This is a genomic window from Rhodopirellula sp. SH410 (assembly GCF_055811895.1).
In genome coordinates this window covers 6121280-6141999 of the sequence record NZ_CM147949.1, presented here as the reverse complement: position 1 = coordinate 6141999, position 20720 = coordinate 6121280, and the positions used below count along the sequence as shown (strand labels likewise).

The following is a 20720-nucleotide window of genomic DNA, read 5'->3' as shown; positions in this document are numbered from 1 at the left end:
TACAGTAGAAACACCAGGCACACACGATGCTCTATTTCAAACGGACGTTAGTCACCCTTGTTCTGTGGGGCGTCGTGACGACGACCGCAGGCGCTGACCTCAAACTGGCGTCCATCTTCTGCGACGGTGTCGTTCTGCAGCAAGGCATTGATTTGCCGGTCTGGGGCACGGGAGTCGCAGGCTCAACGCTCGACATTACGTTCGCCGGACAAAGCGTTTCTGCGTTGGTTGACGAACAGGGGAAATGGCGTGCAAAACTGAAACCCTGCGATGCCAATTCAACGGCAACCACACTGACGGTGATTGGTGGGGACACGAAGTTGGTCGTGCAGGACGTGCTGGTGGGAGAAGTATGGCTGGCAGCTGGTCAGTCAAATATGCAGATGACTGTGCAGAGTATGGTCGGCAAGTTGCCACAGTTGGCGTCTGTTCTTGCGGACACGGATCTGCCAAGCCTACGAGTCCTGAGGGTGAACGAACCGGTCGCAGGCGGTCGTCGTGCAGACTTTGGCGGTGACGTATCGTGGCAGCAGTGCGATCCCGAATCAGCGAAGCATTTCTCGGCTGTCGCCTGGGTGTTTGCTCGCCGACTGCACGAGGACTTAAACGTTCCAATCGGCATCATCGACGTATCGTGGGGTGGCAAACCGATCGAACCATTTATTCCGGTTGAAGAGTTCTCGAAACACTCGCTGCTGACTGAGATCAAACGCCTGGCAGACAGCGAACAACTCGACGAGCTGGCCGCCTTGGAAGGCGGAGTCGTGATTCGCAATCCGGAAGGTTATCCCGGAGCAATCTATGACGCCCGGATCCGTCCGTTGGAGGGCTTCGGTCTGCGTGGATTTCTCTGGTACCAGGCTGAATCCAATTGCGGCAGCGGCGAGGACCCTCGAGGCTACCGTCACAAGATGCAGTCGCTTGCCAACGGCTGGCGGCATGCATGGAATCGTGACGACCTGCCTCTGTATTTTGTGCAGTTGCCAAATTATCGCCCGGAAGCTTTCGGATGGATTCGGATGCGGGAGGAGCAGCGACGATCAGTCGCCCCAGAGACGACAGCCATGGTGGTGACCATCGATACCGGTGGCGATGACATCCACCCGGCCAACAAGGTGGACGTGGGCGAGCGGCTTGCGAAGTTGGCGCTGCGACGAGATTACGGCCAGACGATCGTCGACAGTGGTCCGCTGTTCGAAAATCACACCGTTGTCAATGATGAGGTGACGGTTCACTTTACCGCCGCCGAAACCGGATTGATGCTGGCTGAAAAGCGGGGGCTGGACCCGCCAAAAGAAAACACGGACCAGCACAATGTGCCGTACTTTGAGTTGGCGGCCGCCGATGGGGTCTGGTACCCAGCCACCGCGACCATCCAGGGCAGAACGGTTGTCGTGAAAAGCGAACAAGTGCCAGCACCGCGGGAAGTTCGCTACGCCTGCCTCAATCGTCCATCAGGCCCGTTGCTCTACAATCATGCTGGCCTGCCCGCGTCCCCGTTCTGTTCGAAGCTCCAGTGGCTTGCGTGGGGGAGTGGGAGTGCGACGGAGAAGTAGGGAACGAGCGAGATGCGGCGGTCTGTGTCTGTGCCCGATTCCGGTATGGCGGAGAAACGCAAATCGTTGTTTGGCAAGGCATGACTCGCGAACTACATCATGTAGCGCAGTTTGTCGCACGTCCGCTGTTCCTTCCGATCATCGTCGATGGCACCGGTCAACTCATCGAAACCGAACATCGTTTTCACGCGGTGCGTGAGCAGCGCGCGGTCGTAGGGGACCTTGCCGGAGATCCAGTAGTCGGAGGTGTAAGGGCTGAACTCTGAACAGGGCTCGGGGCCGAATTCAGCGGCCACGTTCGGCAGGTTCCGCCACAGTCGCAGGTGCCGATGGTGCGCCGCGATCGCTGCGGGCATGAGTTCGGGATAGCCATCCTGCGCCAGGTCGGTGATCGCGGCGGCATGGTTGTTGACGTGCACGAGGCCACCATAGCCCTGGCGTCGGATCGTCGGATCCTGGTTGATGATCTCATGGAGTACGACCTCGGCCATCCCCGCCACATCCGTGTAAGGTGGCACCCCGTCATCGACCTCCGGAAGGGTGATTTTGTTCCCGGTGATTCGGCCCTTCGCCTTCCCGTAGTAGCCGCTTCCAGGGTGAGCGTTGTCGAACAGGCCAACGAGCTTTCGGATGCCGTCGACGATCGATGGCGTTGCCAGCTCCGGGTGCTCTTTGAGGGCATGAATCGCGATGGAAGCGAAAATCACGTTATGACCAGACTGGCGTGGTGCCTTGATGTTCCTTTCCAGCGCCTCGGCGATACCATCGATCAGCCTTTCGTTGGGGGGCTCCTTTGGAAAGTCTTCAAACAGCTCCGAATCCACGATCTTCGAGTTCTTCGTCATCTTTGATCCGAACACCGACTCCCCGGCCATCACCCGATCGAGATCGCCTTCGATTCCCTCGTACACTTCGGGATCGAGATCCGGACGCTGCTGCCCGATGAAGTAACCGGCCACCAGGGAGGCTCCCAGATGTCCCGCCATCGCGCTCATCCGGTGGGCCCTGGCAAGTGCATTGAGGCCCTTGGAGAGATAGGCTTCGTCCAAGACGCCGCCGTGGATCGGCTGTGTGTCTGCAGCCCAGAGTTTCGTTCCCCAGACACCGGGAATGCTCAGCCCGCCAAGGATGCCCGCAGAAACCCTGAAGAACTCTTTTCGATCCATGTGGAGTTGACTCGATTGGTTAAGTTAAAATCGCCGAACGGTTCGGTTAGGCATCAATCCCAATCCTGCAATTCAATACCTGGGATTCGGTCTATCGTGAGAACCCAGTATCACTCGGCATCGGGTGCAAAGTCAAACACCCTGCCGGTGCCATGTCTGTGTCGGGCGGATCTCCTGCGGAGGCGGGCAAGGCGGAAGGCCAGCACGATCTCACGTTTTTGGGGCGGTATCCGCTCGCGCCCGCGTAACCATCGCAACGAGCTCAGCACGGCACTCATCCGCACGACGCACCTCGTTCGGGAAGCCGATGCGCACCGAGTGGACGCGTTCGGGTGTCTTCAGGCGAAGGTGAAAGCCGAGACGGTCCACCGCCGTCATTTTGGCTTCGGAAGCGGCGATGCCTTTTTCGTGCAAAACAATATCGATCAATGCCGGCGAATGGTCGCGATTCATATGCTGCAGGATCCCCTGAGCCGCTGCGGCCAACGGATCCGGCATCGCCCGTTCGAATTCCGAGATTTCGACCCAGCCCATCACACCGAAGCCTCCGACGAAATAGAGATCGATGGGATGCAGACGCCAAAAGGAGAAGTCCGCGAAATCCACGTAATAGCGGGCATTTTCGTGGCGTGCGAGATACGCCGCTCGCGCCGCGGCGACCTCCTCCTCCGGCACGGGCTCGGCGTTGCCGATCAATGTCATTCGGCCGGCGCCTAACGGATCACTTTGGGCCTCGGGAGCGGTGACGAACAAGGATGCGTGAGAATCAGCTTTCAGATTCTGCGTATGCATCGCCATCGCACTGATCAGGAACAACGGCCGTCCAACATCGTCCAGGGCGTAGGGCATCGTCGAGCCGAATGGAAACCTCTGGCACTTTTTCGAATGGGTGGATATCACACCGACTTGATTGAGCGAGAGCATCGTTCGCGCTCGCTCGGCATAGGATGTTTCAGGAGCCGGGTTGGGCTCTTCCGCTTTCGTCGTGTAGGCGTGCTGTCGCTGTTTCGTCATCGGCTTGGGGATCCCGAAAGGCTGAATTCTATATTTCTCATTCCCGGGTACGATACCACGCGTGGGAAGCGAAGAACTCCCGCCGCGAATCGGAGCAACCGGAATGCTCGAATGACGACCTCATCGCTCTGCGGCGTCGTCCGGAGCCGTTAGTTCTCCGCTTGGGATCGCAACCGCATGTTGCCTTTGCTCAGCGACGAACGACCAAACTTATCACGCACAGCATCGGTGACCGCATCCAACTTTCGCTGCTTCGCGTGTTCCTCGTTTTCGGGGCCGGCGTCAAATAATGTCTGTTGGACCATGCGGTCGCCGCTGAAATTGCTGACTCCGACGCCGATCAAACGCACGCTCGACTGACTTTCCGAAAGGGCGGCATCATGCAGCCGTTTCGCAATCCGCCAGACCTCGGCGGTCACATCGGTAGGGTCGGAGAGCGTCTGAGAACGAGTAATCGTCCGGAAGTTGGCAAAACGGATCTTCAGATGGATCGTTCTCGCTTGCTTCTGTTGCCGCCTCAGGCGTCGCATGATCTGTTCGGTGAGGTCTAGTAACCACGCTCGCGACAGCTCTCGGTCAGCGATGTCTGCCGCAAACGTCGTTTCATGAGAGATCGATTTCGCTTCGCGGTCGGGGACAACCGCCCGATTGTCGATCCCTCGCGCCAGCTTCCAGAAATGCTCGCCCTGAGTTCCGACGTTTTGCCGCAGTGTTTCCACGGAGCGTTGCCGGAGCTGCTCGATCGTTTGAATGCCAAGTCGATCGAATACGCCGCCGGTTACCTTCCCGACGCCCCACAGACGCCCCACCGGCAGTGGATCCAGGAAGGCTTGGATCTGATCGGGCGATACGACGACGAGGCCATCTGGCTTTTGCACGTCGCTGGCGATCTTCGCGAGGAATTTGTTCGGAGCAACGCCCACCGATGCGACGAGCGACGTTTTTTCCATGATCTCATCTTTGATACGCCGGGCAATTTGTGCCGCGTGACCGAACAATGATTCGCATCCGGCAACGTCGAGAAAAGCCTCGTCAAGCGAGAGCGGTTCCACCAGCGGTGTGTACTGAAAAAAGATGTCCCGAATCTGGCGAGAGACCTGGGCGTAAAGGCTTATCCGAACGGGCAAGACGACGAGCTCGGGGCAGAGCCGCAACGCTGTGGACGTCGCCATGGCACTGTGCACGCCGAATCGACGCGCCGCGTAGTTTGCCGCTGCGACGACTCCACGCCCCTCAGGAGTGCCGCCAACAACGACCGGACGCCCAACCAATTCAGGTCGCTCTCGCTCTTCGACGGAGGCATAGAATGCATCCATATCAACGTGCAGGATCATCGCGGGCTGACGGGGGATGGGGAACGTAGCCTGACATGGGAACGCGTTGGTGAGTTAGGCAGTGATAATAGACTCGACGATTCGAGCGACCACAACGCGACGGTCTCCAGATCCTGGGCCAGGTGATTCGTTCCGACACCCGCGATGGCTCTGCTTTCCTGGCCCACACGCAAGACATGCCTCTCAATGGGGCGTCGATGCAAAACAGCTCGGCCAACTGATCACTTTCGCGACTGAATCGTTACAATCAGTGAATTGAAAGAAACGCCTTTGGAGCCCACATGAAATCTCGATTGCGACACATTGGAATGATCATGGTCGCGGCCTTGTTCGTGAACGCAGCAGCGGCCGCCGATGCGCCCCGGCCCAATGTCTTGCTGATCTTGGCCGACGACTTGGGGTTCTCCGACCTCGGCTGCTATGGCGGTGAGATCGCGACGCCCAACCTGGACTCGATCGCGGCGAACGGTTTGCGATTCAGTCAGTTCTATAACACGGCGAGATGCTGGCCGACGCGTGGTGCGTTGATGACTGGGTTCTATGCGCAGCAGATCCGGCGTGATGTCTTGCCCAGCGTTCCCGGTGGAAATAGAGGGTCTCGACCTGCATGGGCGGTCTTGCTTCCCGAGCTATTGAAACCCGCTGGATACCGTTCGTACCACTCCGGCAAATGGCATCTCGATGGCATGCCGATCGCAGCAGGCTTCGATCATTCCTATTACTTGAAGGATCAAGGTCGCTATTTCAATCCGACCGCTCACTGGAAAGACGATGTCAAACTGCCGCCCATTGAAAAGGGCACTGACTACTATGCGACCACGGCACTGGCGGATCACGCCATTGAAGTGCTGAGCGAGCATCAACGGCAGCATTCCGACTCGCCTTTTTTCCACTATCTCGCGTTTGCCGCACCTCATTTTCCGCTACACGCGTTGCCCGAAGACATTGCTGTCTACGAAGACACCTACACGCCCGGATGGGAGGTCATTCGCGAGCAACGTTGGCGGCGCATGCAACAGCTGGGCTTGCTTGATGCGAAGGCCGTCAGCCAACCGTCGCGGGTCGAACGCGAGCTTGGGCCTCCCTACTCTTTCCCCGATACACTTGAAATCCTTGGTGAAAAAGAAGTCAACAAGCCAATTCCGTGGAAGAGCCTGGACGACCAGCAAAAGAAATTCCAGGCCACTAAAATGTCGATTCATGCGGCGATGATTCACCGCATGGATATCGAAATCGGTCGCGTGTTTGATCAAATCAAAGAGATGGGCCAATGGGAGAACACAATTGTGTTGTTCTTGTCCGACAACGGCGCGAGTGCCGAAATCATGGTCCGCGATGATGGGCACGATCGGGACTTGGTACCCGGTTCCGCCGGCACTTATCTGTGCCTCGGCCCTGGTTGGTCGACAATGTGCAATACCCCGTTTCGTCGTCACAAAACATGGACACACGAAGGAGGCACATCCACGCCGTTGCTCGTGGCGTGGCCGGAGGGCATCTCAGCGCGTGGAGAAATCCGCAGAGATCCAGGGCACGTGATCGACATCGCTGCAACGCTGCTGGAATTGGCTGGTGCTGAATCGCTGGCTGGCGCGCCGCCTGCTCCGGGGAAGAGTCTTGTGCCCGCGTTCTCCCAAAAGGATAGGCTCTGGCAAGACGATGCTGCTCGGCGCCGAACGATTTGGTGGTTCCACGATGGTAACAAAGCCATTCGCCGGGGCGACTGGAAAGCAGTCTCGCCCGTTGGTGAGCCGTGGGAGCTTTACAATCTGGCCGTGGATCGCCAGGAATCGAACGACCTGGCCGTACCGCAGGCCGACAAGTTGCAGGAGCTTGTAACGCGGTGGAAACACCACGTCGATGAATTCACCGAACTGGCGACACGCGATCTTCCAGCCGGTGCGCGTCAGAAGGCCATGGATGCAGCGAAGTACTCCATCGACATGACCGAGAGGCAAGCAGTCGCAAAACCCAAACGCAACTAGGTTCACCAGTCAAAGAGCGTCGGCGGATGGGGCGACGTGGTCAGCGCTGATGGGCACGATCACCATTTTGGGCCAAGCGACTTCTACGGACAGGAATGGGGCGATCTCCTCATTGGAAAGTGCGCAGTCCATGTCATTTGGGCGTCTCAATAGACGCCGCAACGCAGATGCGCTCGGGAATACGGATGACAGCGCTGGGTTGTTTCTGTTGGTCTGCGGCATCACCCGCAGCAGGGAAATGAACTAAGATGGGTGACACAAAAAGTCATCATCCAATGTACGGATTCACGAAGTGTCGATCAATAAAAGTCGCCCCCCATTTCGCTGGCAAGCATTCTTCCTGACCGTCCGCTTTTCGTTCGTGATTGTTTTCGCGATCCATGCCGTCGGTGGCATAGGCAATGATGACCTGGTTGACGAATCCAAATCGCTGGTGTTACTCGTCGATGCGATCGATTTGAGCAGCGATCCCGCTGTTCAGGCATCCTTGCTGAGGGGCATGCTGAGCGGACTGGAAGGTCGCCGAAATATTTCACCGCCCGCAGGCTGGTCCAACTTGAGCCAGCGACTAACGGGGAGCGATGATAAAAGCGTTCGCGAACTGTCCGTTCAGCTTTCGCAGGTCTTTGGGGATCCAACGGCAACGCGAAAGTCGCTTGAGACGTTGTTGGATCAATCAGAAGATGTCAATGCAAGGCGGCGTGCACTCCGTTCGCTTTTGTCTCTGCGCAATCAGGACGCATCGTCCTTACTGGAGTCGCTCCTGGATGAACCCGGTTTGCAGATCGACGCGATTCGCGGATACGCGACGGTTGAAAACCCAACGGGTCCTTCCGTTTTGCTGGGTCGTTACCAACAGATGGATTCAGACCAGCAAAGAGCCGTTATTGAAACGCTGGCGACACGCCAACGCTATGCACAAGCTCTGTTGGCGGCGATTCAGTCCCGAAAAATCTCTCGAGATGACATTCCGGTTCATGTGGCTCGTTCACTGCAGGGCGTCCTCGGCAATCGGTTTGTTGAGGTTTTTGGAGAGGTCAAATCAATCGGTGCTGATCGAGAAAAACAAATTGCAAAGTACAAAGCGATGCTCTCGCCATCAGCACTCGCCAAAGCCGACGCCGCTCATGGACGTGTCATTTTCGAGAATACGTGCGGTTCGTGCCATCTGCTCTATGGTGAAGGCGGCAAAGTCGGCCCGGATTTGACCGGCTCCAATCGAGCCAACTTGGATTACATTTTGTTGAACAGTGTCGACCCGAGCTACGACGTGCCCGACGGATACAAAATGGTTACCGTACTAACGCTTGACGGGCGGCTGATCAACGGCGTCGTCGCCGAGGAAGACGACACCAAATTGGTTTTGAAAACAGCTCAGCAGCCAAGAGTGGTGATTGCCAAAGAAGACATCGAGGAACGTAAGATTTCCGACAAGTCGATCATGCCGGACGGCCAGTTAGACCCGATGAAATCACAAGAAGTTATCAACTTGATCAAGTACCTACAGACGACCGAGCAAGTGGAGAGAGCAAAATGAGAATGCCTTCTAAATTCATTTTTGAAATTGGGCGACCTTGCTTGCCGTGGGCGAAAAGCATTGGGTTAGACACCTTCTGCAGGATTACGGCTGTTGCCGCGATGTTCTCAATTGCAGGATCGTCAGTTGCCCAGGACTCCAAGAACCAGCTTCCGCTAGAACAACATAGAACGAGCGACGCGCCGTTTCTAAAACCATCAGAAGCCGTCGCCAAAATGGCGATCCCGGACGGATTCGACGTTTCGATTTTCGCATCCGAGCCGGACATCGCCGAACCGATTGCGTTCTGTTTTGACGATCGTGGCCGAATGTGGATCGCAGAGAATTTCAACTACCAAACTCGCAGACAACACACCGACGACCCCGTCACGCGGATTCAAATACTCGAAGACACCAACGGCGACGGCGTCTTCGACAAGAAGAAGACGTTCACGGACAAGCTGACTTTTACGTCGGGTTTGGCATGCGGATTTGGCGGAGTGTTTGTGGGTTCGCCACCCAATCTCTCTTTTATTCCAGACGGGGATGGCGACGACATACCCGACGGGCCACCTGAGGTGTTGCTCGACGGTTGGGGCATCAACGACCGGCATGAAACATTGAACAGTTTTATCTGGGGGCCGGATGGCTGGCTCTACGGTTGCCATGGTGTTTTTACTCAATCAAAAGTCGGCAAACCGGGTGACGCTGACGACCACAGACAATTCATCGACGGTGGTATCTGGCGTTATCACCCCACGAATAAGACGTTTGAGATCTTTGCCCGCGGACTCTCCAACCCATGGGGATTTGACTTTGACGATCACGGCCAGGGTTTTGCGACCTGTTGCGTGATCCCACATCTGTTTCACATCGTTCAGGGCGGCGTGTATCACAAGCAAAGTCTTCCCCACATCAATCCGTATGTTTACGATGACATCAAAACGATCCGCGACCATACGCATCTGTCAGCTCACGGCGGCGCGCGTTTCTACCTCGCTGACGCGTTTCCAGCTCCGTACAACGACAGAAATCACTTGTTCATGTGCAATATTCATGAACACGCCGTGCTGACCGATTACATGGTCCCCAATGGCTCGAGCTTCATCGGCAAGCATGGTGATGACTTCATGCCGACCAACGATAGGGCGTGGGTCGGGTTCAGTGTTGAAATCGGTCCCGAAGGCGGCGTCTATATTCTTGATTGGCACGATACGGATGTCTGTGGAAATGCCGTGAATTTCCCCAACAGCGGTCGGGTTTATCGAATCATGCCCGCGGGCGCCAAGCCGATCACGCCGCCCAACTTGCGTGAGATGTCCGACACCGAGTTGGTCAAGCTTCAAATGCACGACAACGATTGGTACGTCCGGCAAGCCAGAACGCAGCTTCAATCCCGTGCCGCGAGCGGAACGATGGATGCGCAGAGCGTTCATCGCGAGTTGATGGTTTTGCTCGAAACCAGTTCCACATCGCCGAAACGGCTTCGCGCGATGTGGGCGTTGCACGTAACCGCTGGGCTGGGACAGGATCAACTGGTCTCATTGCTCGATCACGATGATGAATACATTCGTGGTTGGGCAGTCCAATTCCTCGCCGAAGAAAGTACGATCAATGCGTTCGAACCCAATGGATCAGGTGCTTCAAACGTTGTGCCTTCACGGAAGAACGTCCCTGGTTTGAAGGACGACATACTCGACAAATTCGCTGCGATGGCCGAATCTGATTCGTCGAAAATTGTACGTTTGTATTTAGCTTCTGCTGTTGAGCGATTGCCGTTTTCGGATCGATGGTCGATTCTCAAGGGGCTTGTTTCGCATGCCGAAGACATCGAGGACAATAACCTGCCAAGGATGTACTGGTTTGGCTTGGAGCCAATGGTTCCCGATCATCAAGAAGAAGCTTTGATGCTGGTCGTCAACGGCAAAATCTCAAAACTGCAAGAGTTCGTTGCTCGCCGCATGGTGTCAGGCAAAGTGAAAGCTGATCTCAACAAAGCGGCGAAAAAGAGTGCGGATCCAAACCCCGAATGGCAGTGGACAATGCAAAAAGTGGCTCCAGGCTTTCGCGTCGACGGCGTCGGTGAGGGAGGCGTGGTTTACCACGACGTCTTTCGTAACAAAATTGCCGTGCAGACGCACCCTCTTAATCGAGAAACTCCCAGTCGTCTCGTTCGCCAACTAAAGGTACCCACCGACGGGAAAACGAAGCTGAATCTTCGCGTCAGCCATCATCCTCACGGGGACTGGCAACTGAAAGTTCTGGCCAACGGGAAAACGCTGACCCACCAAATCGTGGGCTCAAAAACCGTCGACGATACCGAGTGGTTGGATGTTTCGGTCGACTTGACTGCTTTTGTTGGAAAAGCGATCACGCTCGTGGTTGAAAATAACGCCAACAACTGGATGAACGAGTGGGCCTACTGGAACAAGGTAGAAGTTGTCACGGAAACTCAGGACGAGGAAGCAAAACCAACTTCGTAGCCAAAGTCCAAATCCGCGGCAGCCACAAACATCCGAGTAGCTCCCCGCAAGAAAGACGAGTAGTCTGTTTTATGATTCGACCGAGAAAGTACATTCGGAAACGATAAAGAACTCTCACTCGTTTGGGTATCCGAACGAACCGATGCACTTACGAAGCGTTTCGCTGAACTGCAACAACGTCCCCGCGATCGGCAAATCGGATGATGCTGTCACTTACAACATCTACGACTACCTTATGCGGGTGTTGCCCCAGAGACCGGACCAGCTTCGAAGGGAGCCCATGGAATATCGATGAGTACGTTGCTAGTCCTTCATCATACTTCGCATGTTCAAGGGCTAGGCGGATTCACGTCGATGCTAGCGAATCAAGTATTCCCGGAACTTCTGACGGATTTTTCTTGACCGGTCGTTTGACTAGCGGTAAAAACAAGTTTTGTTGACAGAGTAAACAAGTTTCGTTAACAGAGTATCAGCTGGCACGAGGCCGTCACCACTTACCTCGTTCTGGCCGAGAGGCCGGGACTTCGCTTCAACTTATGATTCGCTATCGGCGTGGAGAGCCGAGCGACAATCGATTCCGCATTGCGGTCGGATTCTTATCACAATCGTCGATCCGCCGCATCAGGCTGGCACGCCTGACCGAAGCCATCGTCAAATTGTTTTCGAGCGAGCCCTGAGCGATGAATCAACGCAACCAATCCCGACGGACTTCCGCCAAAAGCGAATCGTCGAAACGTCGACTACTTTTGGAGACGCTTACGCCTCGCGTCTTGCTCGTTGCGGATATCGAAGGCATGGTCTCGGTGGCGAATCGCCCGGATATCGCAGGGCAAGCAGCCCCCGCGACACTTGCCAGCCCGTATATGGCTGCGGTAGGTACTCACTCGCACCAATTCTATCACGGTATCGAAAGGACGAAAACGTTTTGTGTGGAGCTGCATGACATAACCGGAATAAAATCGACACGAGGAGCTACGCCGTGATATCAGACTATAAATATGTATCACTGTCGATTATTGCGGTCACTATAGCGATTGCTTATGTCATGACCACACGGACTTCCCATCAATCATTTGTGAGGTCGATTGATCAAAATAGGAAACTCAATGTTACGTTTTCTGGCACTCGATCTAAGGTCGAGGCCGACGGAAACTCTGCTCGCGATTTATTGCTCGCAAATATCAATCAAGTTAATGATTGCGTTGATTTATCGCTTGGTGACATGGATCTTGATAAAGCTACACTGCGATCATTTCGAGGTATGCCTTTGCGCACGCTAGAAATCTGGCATTGCCGAATGGAACCTGAGGCGAGAGAATTAGTTGCGTCATTCACGGAAATTAGGTCATTAGACATTGTCGCCCCCTACACCAAAGCGATTCGTAGTGAGAAAGTGATGGTCAGTGATCAGGGTCGTCAGAAAATGGAATGGAATGACCATGATTTGGAACGATTGTCCAGCCTCAGCCAACTGCACGATTTACACATCGCCAATCATCGCAATCTGTCGGGCGTTGGCTTCCAGTCATTCGATCACGCGTCCCCTCTAGAAAAATTAAACCTACATGGATGCCGAATCACCGATGATGGACTCAAGGAGATCACTAGGTTTCAGAATTTAAGAAGCGTGCACCTTAAAGACTCGCTTGTAACTATGGATGGCGTGTTGGAACTGGCAAAGATGCCAGCGTTGCTGACACCACCAATGGAGGAGGGCTGGAAGAATGACGAACTTGGTATTCTCGAGTTCAGCCTGACGTATAACGAGATTTATGCACGGCATCATCCAGGTGCGTCTATCATTCCCTGCAAATACTTTAGCCATATCTCGAAAGAAAAACTTCAGGGATTACTTAACAAAAGCCGAATCTTCGAATCCGTGAATCCACGAACCGGGGTGGGCGTCAGGAGAAACGACTCCGGGGAATTCTGCAGTGACAACACATGGTCATTCTCATTATGCTGCTTCGAGGACAGACGGTTTATTGAATCGCTTCCACGTTCGAAAGTGATACTAGGTCTTAGCGTCAAGTCAACTCAAGACGAGCAATGACTGCCAAGGCACCCCCCCCCATAAAAGAGACGTGGTGGCATGCCGTGAGGTATGCGTGCCTATATCCAGGGATAATTGTAGCGACTCCTTTCATTGCGTGTGTAGTGGCTATGGGAGTCTCTCTCTATGTGAATATCGATAAAGATACCACCCCTGCCACCGGAAACCCTGACGTAGTGTTTTTTTTGTATTTCGGCCTGCCATTTACCGTTTCAGTGTTCGCGGGCATCATATTGTCAATATTTGCTACTACTTTGATTACCTTGGTGGTCGGCCTTAAGCAGCGGTTGCCAAGGCGTTCAGCGATGAAAACTGGTATCGCTATTCATTTATTTGGCATAGTTTTTTTCCTGTCTGTTGTTCCAATTGCGTTGAGCTCTCTTAAAGCACTTTTTCGATGAGTGAAGAGATAGGGCTACGGAACAAGCTTGCCGATGCTCCCAAAGACGGTCGCGACCGATATCCGAAATCGACAAACTGCAGCCATTTCCGCATCCAACGACTCGGCTTCGATCGACTTGACGGAGTCCCCGGTTTCCCTCTCCGCGTTAGGCTACATCGCCACGACGCTTTCGTATGACAACGCGAACCAACTTCGCAGGCGCACGCAAAACGTCGATGGAGGCAATCGAGTTACTCAGTATGTGTACGATGCCCAAGGTCAGATGATTTTGCAACGCGACCCCACAATCGACGGGATATCGCGAGCCACTGAATTCGTCTTCGATGTCAGTCGCACGACGGGGATCACCAACCCACGCGGGTACACCACCACCGTCGACTACGATGCTTACGGGCATGCCACGCAAATACTCGCTCCAGCAACGTCGCATGCCGACCCGGTCACCGGCGTGTCCACCCTCAGCCGCGCAGCGACCACGAACGTCTATGACATTCTGGGACGCAGAACCTCGCAAAGCGATGCGCTCGGACGAACCACCTCGTTCGCGTTCGACAACCTCGACCGCATGACCGAGATCCAGCGCCCGAGCGTGGGCGGCGTCGCCTCGACTTGGCAGTTCGGATACGACATCGCCGGAAATCAAGTCGCCTCGATCGACCCGTCCGGCAGCCTGACGTTTACCAAGTTTGACAACCAAGACCGTCGCCAAAGCGTGGAACTCCCCGCGTTTGGTGATGGTGTGCTCAGCGACGATGAGATCAACGGGTTCACCACCGCCGGACCAGGCACCTGGACCAGCCATTCCGATGACGGCTTCTCGGGCGATTACTCCAGCATCTCCGTGGGCACCGGCGACAATACGGCGACCTGGACCATCGATGATCTGGATTCGGCCACCTACGATGTCTACATCACGTGGCCCGCCCTCGCGACCGCGTCGACGGCCACTCCCGTCTCGGTTTTCGATGGGGACGCATTGGAACACTCCACCTCCATCAACCAAACCTCCGCACCCTCGGGCGACGATCCAGAAAACCCCGGTGACCCTGTCTGGCAGAAACTCGGTGAGTTCACCATCTCCAGTGGCACGCTGTCGGTACAACTCGCCGACAATGCGGACGGCGAAGCGATTGCCGATGCGATCCGCATTGTCGAAAAGCCCTCTCTCGTCCAATATCAATACAACGAAGCCGGAGAGGTTGTCTTGCAGACCGATCCGCTGGGCCGACAGGTCGCCTACGAGTACGACGCTTGGGGCCGCGTCATTCGCGAAACCCGACCTGATCCCGATGACGACGGACCGCAACTGCCACCGATCACCCTGACCACCTGGGTGCATGACAGGGTTTGCGGCTGGGATTGGGGTCGGCTTGAATTTGGATATGAATTACACTTTGCGGCGTGCAGCCGGGAAGGCTGGGAGCTTTAGAGAACACTTTTCGAGGGAATCGCCATGGAATCGGCATCAGCCACACCCACCGCCCAACAAATCGCTGACCTCGTCATGCAGCGGCTCATCGATGGTGGCGGGATTCCCGATCTCGCCAACGCCAACTTGATGACGATCGAGCAACGGACCATCGAGGAAGTCGACCGGGTCACGCAAATCGTCATGAGCGAACTGCTCGCCAAGCAGTCTCGAGAGGCCGATCCGGTGACCGCCTGTCCCAAATGCGGTATGGAAATGACACCGAAAAAGGCTCAGCATCGCTCGCTGCAAAGTAGACGAGGCCAAGTGAAATTCAAAACCGACGTATCTCATTGCGAGGCTTGCCGCCTCGATTTTTTTCCCTCAGATGAGAACATTGCAGTGTGACATCGACATCGAGCAAACGCCCGCAGTCCTACAGAAAGTTACCATCGCCGCAGCGAGAGACCGTTCCTATGCGGTGGCCAGTCGCAACCTGCGAGACCTCGCTGAACTGACCATCTCTTCCAAGCAATGTCAGCGGATCGCCATTCGCATCGGCAACGAACGACTCGGCGAACAGCAACAAAGCATTGATCGCTACACCGCCGCGAGCATCCCCGAGCAACAGCACGGCCAAAGCCACGATGCACCAGCAAATGATTGGAGCGGACGTGCCGCAGTGATACAGGGTGACGGCGGTCGTGCTCAGATTCGCGATTCGCTTTGGGGGCAGGACAAACCGAGCGACAAAAAGCACCGTTGGTGGCGAGAGACTCAGGCCGGCGTGCTGCAAACGTATCAGTCCAGGCCATCGGACGTGGACCCTCACCCCGAGGTCCCAGAATGTTTGAAAGATCCGCTGTGGATTATTCCCAAAGTGAATGAAATCCATCGCAGCAGCGGTTCATCAAGTGATTCAGGCGAACCTGAGAGTGAGCCATCGCGTGACAGCCAGCCGTCATCAAAGCAATCAGCTTCGGCAGAACCAGCCAGCCAAAACAGCAAGTCGTCACGCAAGGATCACAAGCGTTGGAGCGGCGGTGATCCGTTGGTACAAACGATCGTTGCGACCCGACTGGGATATGATCATCTCGGGTTGGCGTTGGCGGCCGAGGCGTATCGGCGTGGTTTTAACAAAGCCAAAATCAAAGCCTTCATGGGCGACGGCTTGAAAGTGAACTGGTCGCTGTGGTCGAGTCACTTCTCGCACTACACGCCGATCGTCGACATCATGCACGCCTTGGCTTACGTCTACGGCGGTGCGATCGCATCCTGCGGGCGGATCGAAGATGGCTGGCAGTTGTATATCCAGTGGCTCGAGTGGACGTGGAGCGGTGATGTCGATCGAGTCATCACGGCGATGCAACAGCAAGCTGCCGGTCACGAAGATGTTCCCGAAGACCTGCGTCGGGCCATCACCTACCTGAGCAACAACGCGTCGCGGATGCAGTATGCTCGTTATCGGCGTGCGGGACTTCCAGTGACCACCTCGCCCGTGGAATCGGCTCAGAAGCAAATCAACGAGCGGATCAAAGGGACGGAAAAGTTTTGGCGAGACGATTCGCTTGAGCCACTACTGCAGCTCAAAGCGGACGACCTGAGCGAAACGCACGACCGAGACGCCTTCTGGCATCGTCGAGGCCAGCGAAACGACGGCTTCCGCCATCGCAAGACCAAAACCAAAGTTACCTAACAAACCCTGTCATGCACCCGACCACCTTCGATGGCCTGGGACGAAAAGTATCGACCACCCACGTCATCGGTGCCGAGGGCGGTGACGATGATCTGGTCACTCAGTATGAGTACGATAGTCTCAACCGTAAAACCAAACAGATCGATCCCGACGGTGGAGAGACAAGTTATACTTATGACTAGTGGTCCGTCACGCTCAAGAATTAGGGTTGGCTTGAGTTGGGTTTTGCGAGACAACGTGGGGAACACGGAGGTTTCCCATGGAAAAAAGTATATCGTTCGGTCACGGCAAACGCACACTATAGGGCTCATCCGACTAAAGCGTACTTTTTCTGATGGAGCGAATAAAGCAGTAGTTCGAAGTATTCGCGATCACGAATGCCGTAGGATTGTCGTTGGAGCGTCTTGATTTTGTTATTGGTGCCCTCCATCGGTCCAGAAGAAATCCGGTGTTTGAAATAACTCAACAGCCCTTCCTCAAGCCGCGTCAGGGTTTTGGCCATCGTCTTCAATGGTGAAAGTCCCGTCGCGGTGGCTCGCCTGCACCATGACCGCAAGAACAACTGCGCAGGCCATCGAAAGGTGTGCCCCCAAAACAATCGCAACTCCTCTTTGAGATAGTATCCCGTGGCCAGCGGTTCATTGAGCTGCAGCGCCGCTGCCAAGTGAGCCTCTTCGTCCCGATCCTCGCTCAGATTCTCGGGGTTCTTCAGCAGCAACCAGCGACTCCCCTTGAGCACCGATTTCTCGTCGGCCGTCGCCTCTTGGTACAGTTGTCGACGCAGCGTGGTCAGCTTCTCGTTCATCAACTTCGCCACATGAAAGCGGTCAAAGACGATGTCGGCCTTGGGGAGGTTCCCGCGCACCGCCGAGATGTAGGCCGAGGACATGTCCATTGCCACCGCTTCGATTCGATGCCGCCGACGCCCCAAGCGTTTCCAAAAGGGAACCAGCGATTCAGCCGATTTCCCGTCTCCAACGAAGATAATCGCTCCACTATCCAAGTTCATTACCAGTGTCACGTAGCGATGCCCTTTGCCGATGCAGATCTCGTCGATCGCAATCCGCCGAACGTCTTTCAGGGAAGGATTGGCGAATCGTCGCCTGAGATCGTCTTTTTTGATTTCCTTGATCACGTCCCATGTGACACCGAGAAGATCGGCAACGTCTTTGATTGTCATGCTGCGAGTGAGCTGCAATGCGTAGTTGGCCCAGTTCTTGGTGTAGCTTCGACGAGCATCGGCAAAGCCGACCTTGATCTGACGAACGACCCCGCAATCGCGGCACTGCAGACGTGGCAAAGTGCCGACAATGACGGTCTGCTTCAATCCGATCGGCGAACACCTGAATTCGCGTTGCGTGACGCCTCGTTTGATCACGTTGCTGCTTTGGCACGAGGAACAGCAGATCGACTTCTCATTTGGATGGACATGGAACCGTGTAACGCCTCCGGTGGGCTCGATTCGAGTCTGCCGGTAGCCACGAATGCCGAAAGAGTGATACAACAAGGAGGTGGATATGTACGTTCCTGCAAAGAAGATGTGAGAATTCTCTTTGAAGGATGGCATGTCCACACTTTTTTATCCATCCGTCGTAACTTCCGCGACTTCAAACCCGGCGCACGCTTTAGTCGGATGAGCCCACTATAGCACAGGAATTCCCAGTACTTTAGCGAGATAGTCCAGGTTCCAACCAGCGACTCGTCGCCTCATCGCAACGCTGTACTTGTCGTCTTGCTGCTTCAGCATGCTCAGACCGAAGCGTTTCAGCCACGCCATATTGTTCGCAGTGTTTCGCTCGCGGACTCGATTTTTATCCTCGCGGAATGTCACATCGAGGCACCAATGAAGCGTGTTCTCGATCGCCCAGTGACCGCGTACGTAGCGAGCAAACTTCTTTACTCCCGGTACAATCGAAGCGATGAAGAATCGAACCTCGGTTGAGGACTTTGAGCCACTCTCACTTTGCCGGATAGCGACACCTATCGTGCGTAATCCTGACCATTTGTCGAAGTTCGCAAGTTCCTTCGGCGCCCGCATATGGTAGTAGGTGATTTCATCCACACGACCGTGTCCTTTGAGAGTCTCAGCGTAGCGGCGTACCCTGATGTCCGCGAAGTCATTTTCCATATGCTTGGTGATATAGTCTCGTACCGAGTCATGCAGCTTTCCCTGGTTGCCCTTGAGCGCAAGAACAAAGTCGCCTTCGCCATCAATGATCTTCTTAGCAATCTCTCGCTGACACCCTGCAGCGTCGATCGTGACCACCGCCCCCTTGATTTCAATATTGTCCAGAAGTTCAGGAATCGCAGTGATTTCGTTAGATTTCTCTTCCGTGGCGAGTTGCCCAAGGCTGATCGAGCGATCGACTGCCCAGGCGCTAACCAACCACAAAGGCCCCAGTCCTTTTGACCGATCGTGGCTGCGTCGGAGAGCCTTACCGTCAATCGCGATCTGATTCATCGCGGCATCTTCCTCCAACGGTGCAACCTTTTGAATCCATGCCTGGAAACAGTTCTGAAATGCGAGTGGCTTGAGGGCTGCAAGCAAGCGTCCCAACGTATCGTGAGACGGAATACCGTTGGGGAGTTTGAGATGCTTTTTCAACCATGCTTGATTAGTGTCCGCCCAGATGCCGATTGCTTGCGGTCCATCGGCTCCTGCAATGACCGCCATGATACAAATGACGAGTAGATCGCCGAAGATATGGAGTCGATTGACGTGGGAACGCGGGTCGTTGAGTTCGTCAAAACAAGTGAGTATCGAATCGACGTTATCGAACTGGATTTCGGCCATAGAGATGAATATTGGAAAGCGATGGGAAGCAAACAAATCACCTCCATATCATCACCTAAAAACCGGCCGAGCGAAACTCGACGCATGCTGCCTATTTAGCCCAGAGTGCGCGTTGACCGTGATCGTTCGGTTGAACGATGCCGAGCGCGAACAGCTCAATGTAGTAGTCAAGAAGTTTAGCGGTTCAAGTCAAAGGGTTCGTCTCGCTCAAATCCTATTGAAGTCGGATGCAGATGGCCCTGGCTGGACTGACAAGCAGATAGCGGATGCTTTTGGTTGCCGGACCAAAACGGTTGAAAACGTCCGCCAAAGACTCGTCGAGTTCGGCTTTACCCAGACGCTCGATGGAAAAATACGAAGTGAACCGGCACGTCCTAAATGCCTCACAGGCGACGAAGAGGCCAGGATCATTGCCATGCGGTTGGGGAAGCCGTCAGCGGGCTATGCCAATTGGACGCTCCGACTTCTTGCTGAGAAGGTGGTTGAACTTCAGATTGTGGTGAAAGTCTCCCATGAAACCATCCGCCAAACGCTAAAAAAAACAGGATGAACAATCGCGCCATCGAGTATTGGGTCATCCCACCGGAATGCGACGCCGAGTTTGTAGCGTGTATGGAAGACGTGCTGGAAACCTATGAAAAACCGTGCAATCCTGCGAATCCAGTCATCTGCATGGACGAGCAGCCGGTTCAACTGGTCAAGGACGTCAAGGCACCGATTGAAGAGACTCTGACCCACCGGCGACGCGTGGACTATGAATACGAACGCGCTGGTGTGGCGAACATTTTTATGTTCTGCGAACCGTTGGCTGGATGGCGTGACGCATTTGCACGCGAAACAAAAACGAAGGCAGACTGGGCGTTATTGGTTGCTGAGTTTTTGGAGGGTCGCTACGCCGACTGTGAAACCGTGACGCTCGTTTGTGACAATCTCAACACGCACACCCGCGGAGCATTCTATGAAGTGTTTGAACCCTCGCGAGCCAGAGCGTTGGTCAAGCGAATCAATTGGTGTTACACACCCAGGCACGGTAGTTGGCTGAATATTGCTGAGAATGAATTAAGCTGCATTACTCGCCAGTGTGTGAGTGGCCGGCGGATCGGCAGTATCGAGCTCCTAGCGAGTGAAATCGCCGCGTGGTCCAGCGATATCAATGCCAAGCAACGTGGCGTCGATTGGCAGATGCGAATCGACGACGCTCGATGCAAACTGAAATCGGTCTACCCTAAAATCAAATTTTGACGGACCACTAGTCCTTCATCATACTTCGCATGTTCAAGGGCTAGGCGGATTCACGTCGATGCTAGCGAAT

At 54.9% G+C, this 20720-nt stretch carries 17 protein-coding genes; 12 read left to right on the top strand and 5 right to left on the bottom strand.

Annotation, left to right across the window (positions count from 1 at the left end):
- Window positions 1-26 precede the first annotated feature (26 nt).
- Window positions 27-1556: a sialate O-acetylesterase gene (locus SH410x_RS22615; protein ID WP_473670965.1), complete on the top strand. Its 1530-nt coding sequence runs from the start codon at window positions 27-29 to the stop codon at window positions 1554-1556.
- 92 nt (window positions 1557-1648) lie between these two features.
- Here the strand turns inward: SH410x_RS22615 and SH410x_RS22610 are convergent, their stop codons facing one another.
- From SH410x_RS22610 to dinB, 3 genes are all read right to left on the bottom strand, one after another.
- Window positions 1649-2722 carry a hypothetical protein gene (locus SH410x_RS22610; RefSeq protein WP_473670963.1) on the bottom strand — a complete coding sequence of 358 codons (1074 nt, stop codon included), beginning with the start codon at window positions 2720-2722 and terminating at the stop codon, window positions 1649-1651.
- A 210-nt stretch (window positions 2723-2932) separates the two neighbouring features.
- The gene (locus SH410x_RS22605; protein WP_473670961.1) at window positions 2933-3736 is read right to left on the bottom strand and encodes a HugZ family pyridoxamine 5'-phosphate oxidase; all 804 of its coding nucleotides are present in this window, start codon (window positions 3734-3736) and stop codon (window positions 2933-2935) included.
- Window positions 3737-3885: 149 nt separating this feature from the next.
- The gene (gene dinB, locus SH410x_RS22600; RefSeq protein WP_473670959.1) at window positions 3886-5070 is read right to left on the bottom strand and encodes a DNA polymerase IV; all 1185 of its coding nucleotides are present in this window, start codon (window positions 5068-5070) and stop codon (window positions 3886-3888) included.
- Window positions 5071-5351: 281 nt separating this feature from the next.
- Here dinB and SH410x_RS22595 point away from each other — a divergent pair, with 281 nt between their 5' ends.
- The 9 genes from SH410x_RS22595 to SH410x_RS22555 all read left to right on the top strand — a co-directional run bounded on the left by SH410x_RS22595 (window position 5352) and on the right by SH410x_RS22555 (window position 16796).
- The gene (locus SH410x_RS22595) at window positions 5352-7055 is read left to right on the top strand and encodes an arylsulfatase (protein ID WP_473670957.1); all 1704 of its coding nucleotides are present in this window, start codon (window positions 5352-5354) and stop codon (window positions 7053-7055) included.
- A 292-nt stretch (window positions 7056-7347) separates the two neighbouring features.
- Window positions 7348-8592, top strand: coding sequence for a hypothetical protein (locus SH410x_RS22590; protein WP_473670955.1), 1245 nt, complete (start codon window positions 7348-7350; stop codon window positions 8590-8592).
- A 101-nt stretch (window positions 8593-8693) separates the two neighbouring features.
- On the top strand, window positions 8694-11054 hold the full coding sequence (locus tag SH410x_RS22585) for a PVC-type heme-binding CxxCH protein (RefSeq protein ID WP_473670953.1): 2361 nt from the start codon (window positions 8694-8696) through the stop codon (window positions 11052-11054).
- Window positions 11055-12033: 979 nt separating this feature from the next.
- On the top strand, window positions 12034-13107 hold the full coding sequence (locus SH410x_RS22580) for a leucine-rich repeat domain-containing protein (protein ID WP_473670951.1): 1074 nt from the start codon (window positions 12034-12036) through the stop codon (window positions 13105-13107).
- A 128-nt stretch (window positions 13108-13235) separates the two neighbouring features.
- The gene (locus SH410x_RS22575; RefSeq protein WP_473670950.1) at window positions 13236-13508 is read left to right on the top strand and encodes a hypothetical protein; all 273 of its coding nucleotides are present in this window, start codon (window positions 13236-13238) and stop codon (window positions 13506-13508) included.
- A gap of 33 nt (window positions 13509-13541) precedes the next feature.
- Window positions 13542-14939 (top strand): golvesin C-terminal-like domain-containing protein, encoded by a 1398-nt coding sequence (locus tag SH410x_RS22570; RefSeq protein WP_473670948.1) that lies wholly within the window; start codon window positions 13542-13544, stop codon window positions 14937-14939.
- 24 nt (window positions 14940-14963) lie between these two features.
- Window positions 14964-15326, top strand: a complete 363-nt coding sequence (locus SH410x_RS22565) for a hypothetical protein (RefSeq protein ID WP_473670265.1) — start codon at window positions 14964-14966, stop codon at window positions 15324-15326.
- Window positions 15307-16614 (top strand): hypothetical protein, encoded by a 1308-nt coding sequence (locus SH410x_RS22560; protein WP_473670264.1) that lies wholly within the window; start codon window positions 15307-15309, stop codon window positions 16612-16614. The genes SH410x_RS22565 and SH410x_RS22560 overlap by 20 nt, the downstream gene beginning before the upstream one ends.
- An 11-nt stretch (window positions 16615-16625) precedes the next feature.
- Entirely contained in the window at window positions 16626-16796 is a 171-nt protein-coding gene (locus tag SH410x_RS22555; protein ID WP_473670946.1) for a DUF6443 domain-containing protein, read from the top strand.
- 125 nt (window positions 16797-16921) lie between these two features.
- Here the strand turns inward: SH410x_RS22555 and SH410x_RS22550 are convergent, their stop codons facing one another.
- Window positions 16922-18181, bottom strand: a complete 1260-nt coding sequence (locus tag SH410x_RS22550; protein ID WP_473670944.1) for an ISL3 family transposase — start codon at window positions 18179-18181, stop codon at window positions 16922-16924.
- Between the two features lie 75 nt (window positions 18182-18256).
- The gene (locus SH410x_RS22545) at window positions 18257-19408 is read right to left on the bottom strand and encodes an ISAs1 family transposase (protein WP_473670943.1); all 1152 of its coding nucleotides are present in this window, start codon (window positions 19406-19408) and stop codon (window positions 18257-18259) included.
- 118 nt (window positions 19409-19526) lie between these two features.
- On the opposite strand from SH410x_RS22545, the gene SH410x_RS22540 reads away from it, so the two are divergent.
- Window positions 19527-19958 carry a helix-turn-helix domain-containing protein gene (locus tag SH410x_RS22540; RefSeq protein WP_473677373.1) on the top strand — a complete coding sequence of 144 codons (432 nt, stop codon included), beginning with the start codon at window positions 19527-19529 and terminating at the stop codon, window positions 19956-19958.
- Window positions 19955-20650, top strand: a complete 696-nt coding sequence (locus tag SH410x_RS22535) for a transposase (protein WP_473670941.1) — start codon at window positions 19955-19957, stop codon at window positions 20648-20650. Before SH410x_RS22540 ends, SH410x_RS22535 begins: the two co-directional genes overlap by 4 nt.
- Window positions 20651-20720: the final 70 nt, after the last annotated feature.

What these genes read in the sequence shown, in the direction of transcription:
- SH410x_RS22615 (WP_473670965.1), top strand. Translation starts at nt 27, where the DNA reads ATGCTCTATTTCAAACGGACGTTAGTCACCCTTGTTCTGTGGGGCGTC.
- SH410x_RS22610 (WP_473670963.1), bottom strand. Translation starts at nt 2,722, where the DNA reads ATGGATCGAAAAGAGTTCTTCAGGGTTTCTGCGGGCATCCTTGGCGGG.
- SH410x_RS22605 (WP_473670961.1), bottom strand. Translation starts at nt 3,736, where the DNA reads ATGACGAAACAGCGACAGCACGCCTACACGACGAAAGCGGAAGAGCCC.
- dinB (WP_473670959.1), bottom strand. Translation starts at nt 5,070, where the DNA reads ATGATCCTGCACGTTGATATGGATGCATTCTATGCCTCCGTCGAAGAG.
- SH410x_RS22595 (WP_473670957.1), top strand. Translation starts at nt 5,352, where the DNA reads ATGAAATCTCGATTGCGACACATTGGAATGATCATGGTCGCGGCCTTG.
- SH410x_RS22585 (WP_473670953.1), top strand. Translation starts at nt 8,694, where the DNA reads ATGTTCTCAATTGCAGGATCGTCAGTTGCCCAGGACTCCAAGAACCAG.
- SH410x_RS22570 (WP_473670948.1), top strand. Translation starts at nt 13,542, where the DNA reads ATGCTCCCAAAGACGGTCGCGACCGATATCCGAAATCGACAAACTGCA.
- SH410x_RS22565 (WP_473670265.1), top strand. Translation starts at nt 14,964, where the DNA reads ATGGAATCGGCATCAGCCACACCCACCGCCCAACAAATCGCTGACCTC.
- SH410x_RS22560 (WP_473670264.1), top strand. Translation starts at nt 15,307, where the DNA reads ATGAGAACATTGCAGTGTGACATCGACATCGAGCAAACGCCCGCAGTC.
- SH410x_RS22555 (WP_473670946.1), top strand. Translation starts at nt 16,626, where the DNA reads ATGCACCCGACCACCTTCGATGGCCTGGGACGAAAAGTATCGACCACC.
- SH410x_RS22550 (WP_473670944.1), bottom strand. Translation starts at nt 18,181, where the DNA reads ATGCCATCCTTCAAAGAGAATTCTCACATCTTCTTTGCAGGAACGTAC.
- SH410x_RS22545 (WP_473670943.1), bottom strand. Translation starts at nt 19,408, where the DNA reads ATGGCCGAAATCCAGTTCGATAACGTCGATTCGATACTCACTTGTTTT.
- SH410x_RS22535 (WP_473670941.1), top strand. Translation starts at nt 19,955, where the DNA reads ATGAACAATCGCGCCATCGAGTATTGGGTCATCCCACCGGAATGCGAC.